1 protein-coding gene is annotated in these 1370 nt (G+C 51.9%); it reads left to right on the top strand.

Annotation, left to right across the window (positions count from 1 at the left end):
- Positions 1 to 72 precede the first annotated feature (72 nt).
- A partial coding sequence (locus ACKWCA_RS23955; RefSeq protein ID WP_413980782.1) for a condensation domain-containing protein occupies positions 73 to 1370 on the top strand: 1298 nt, incomplete at its 3' end.

Below are 1370 nucleotides of genomic sequence, written 5' to 3'. Positions count from 1 at the left end.
AGATCTCTTTATCGGTCTATACCCGTGGCACCTGAGAAGGGTCATTACGCGCTTTCCCCAGCCCAGAGGCGTATGTACTTCCTCTATCGTTTCGACAGTTCGTCGCTCTCGTACAATATGCCCCAGGCCTTCCGTTTGGAGGGGGTACTTGACCGAGATCGACTGACGGGCTGTTTCAAGAGCCTTATAGGTCGCCACGAGAGCCTTCGCACCTCTTTTTTGGAAGTCTCCGGCCATGCCTATCAGGAGGTTTTCTCGGATGTTGATTTTGAGCTCGAGCTGTACGGGCCTTCCGGATCCGGGTTGGGTGATATACTGACCAGCTTCGTCCGTCCCTTCGACCTTGGCCAAGGTCCGTTGTTGCGTGCGGGACTGGTGGAGGAATCCCCGGAGAGCCATATTTTGGTGATAGACCTGCACCATATCGTTACTGACGGTGTGTCGCAAGGGGTCCTGATAAAAGACTTCATGGCCTTTTATAACGATGAGCCGCTTCCTGACCTGAGATTGACCTATAAGGACTATTCCGAGTGGCAACAGGGAGCGGAGCAGCAGGAAAGGTTGAAGGCGCAGCGCGGGTTTTGGTTGGAGGAGTTCTCGGATGATATTACTGTATTGGAGCTCCCTACGGACCATCCCCGTCCCTTGGTCAAGGGGCATAGTGGCGATAGTGTGTTCTTTTCATTGGGTACCGAAGAGACCTCTGCCTTGAAGTCTATTTCCAAGGATTCCGGATCTACGATGTTCATGACCGTTCTGGCGTTGTTCAATGTGCTATTGGGCAAGCTTGGCAATCAAGAGGATATAACGGTGGGTACCCCGGTCGCGGGCCGTTCCCATGCAGACCTGGAAGGCATGGTAGGTATGTTCGTGAACACGCTTGCCCTTCGCAACTACCCAAAGGGCAGTATGGCCTTCAAGGAGTTTCTAATGGAGGTGAAGGAAAGGTCCTTGTCCCATTTTTCAAACCAGGAGTACCAATACGAGGAACTGATAGACGAGCTTAATATCGTAAGGGACACGGGGCGCAACCCGTTGTTCGATGTGATGTTCTCGTACCAGAACTTCGAACATGAGGAGTTGGACCTTCCGGGGCTGAAGCTCAGTCCGTATGATTTCGACCATCGTATATCCAAGTTCGACCTTCTTCTAAATGTCATCGAATTCCCCGATAGGTTGAAATTGAGCATAGAATATTCGACGGAACTATTCGATGAGGGCACGATAGGGCGTTTCGTCACGTATTTCGAGAATATAGTAGGTCGTGTCATAGAGGACCCTGCGGTACGGTTGTCGGACATAGCCATGATCACCCCCGAGGAGCGCGATGAGCTTTTGTACGGGTTCAACGACACGGCGGTCGATTATCC

The organism is Maribacter corallii, from assembly GCF_047345415.1.
GTDB lineage: Bacteria > Bacteroidota > Bacteroidia > Flavobacteriales > Flavobacteriaceae > Maribacter_C.
This window is presented reverse-complemented; position numbering and strand designations above follow the sequence as displayed.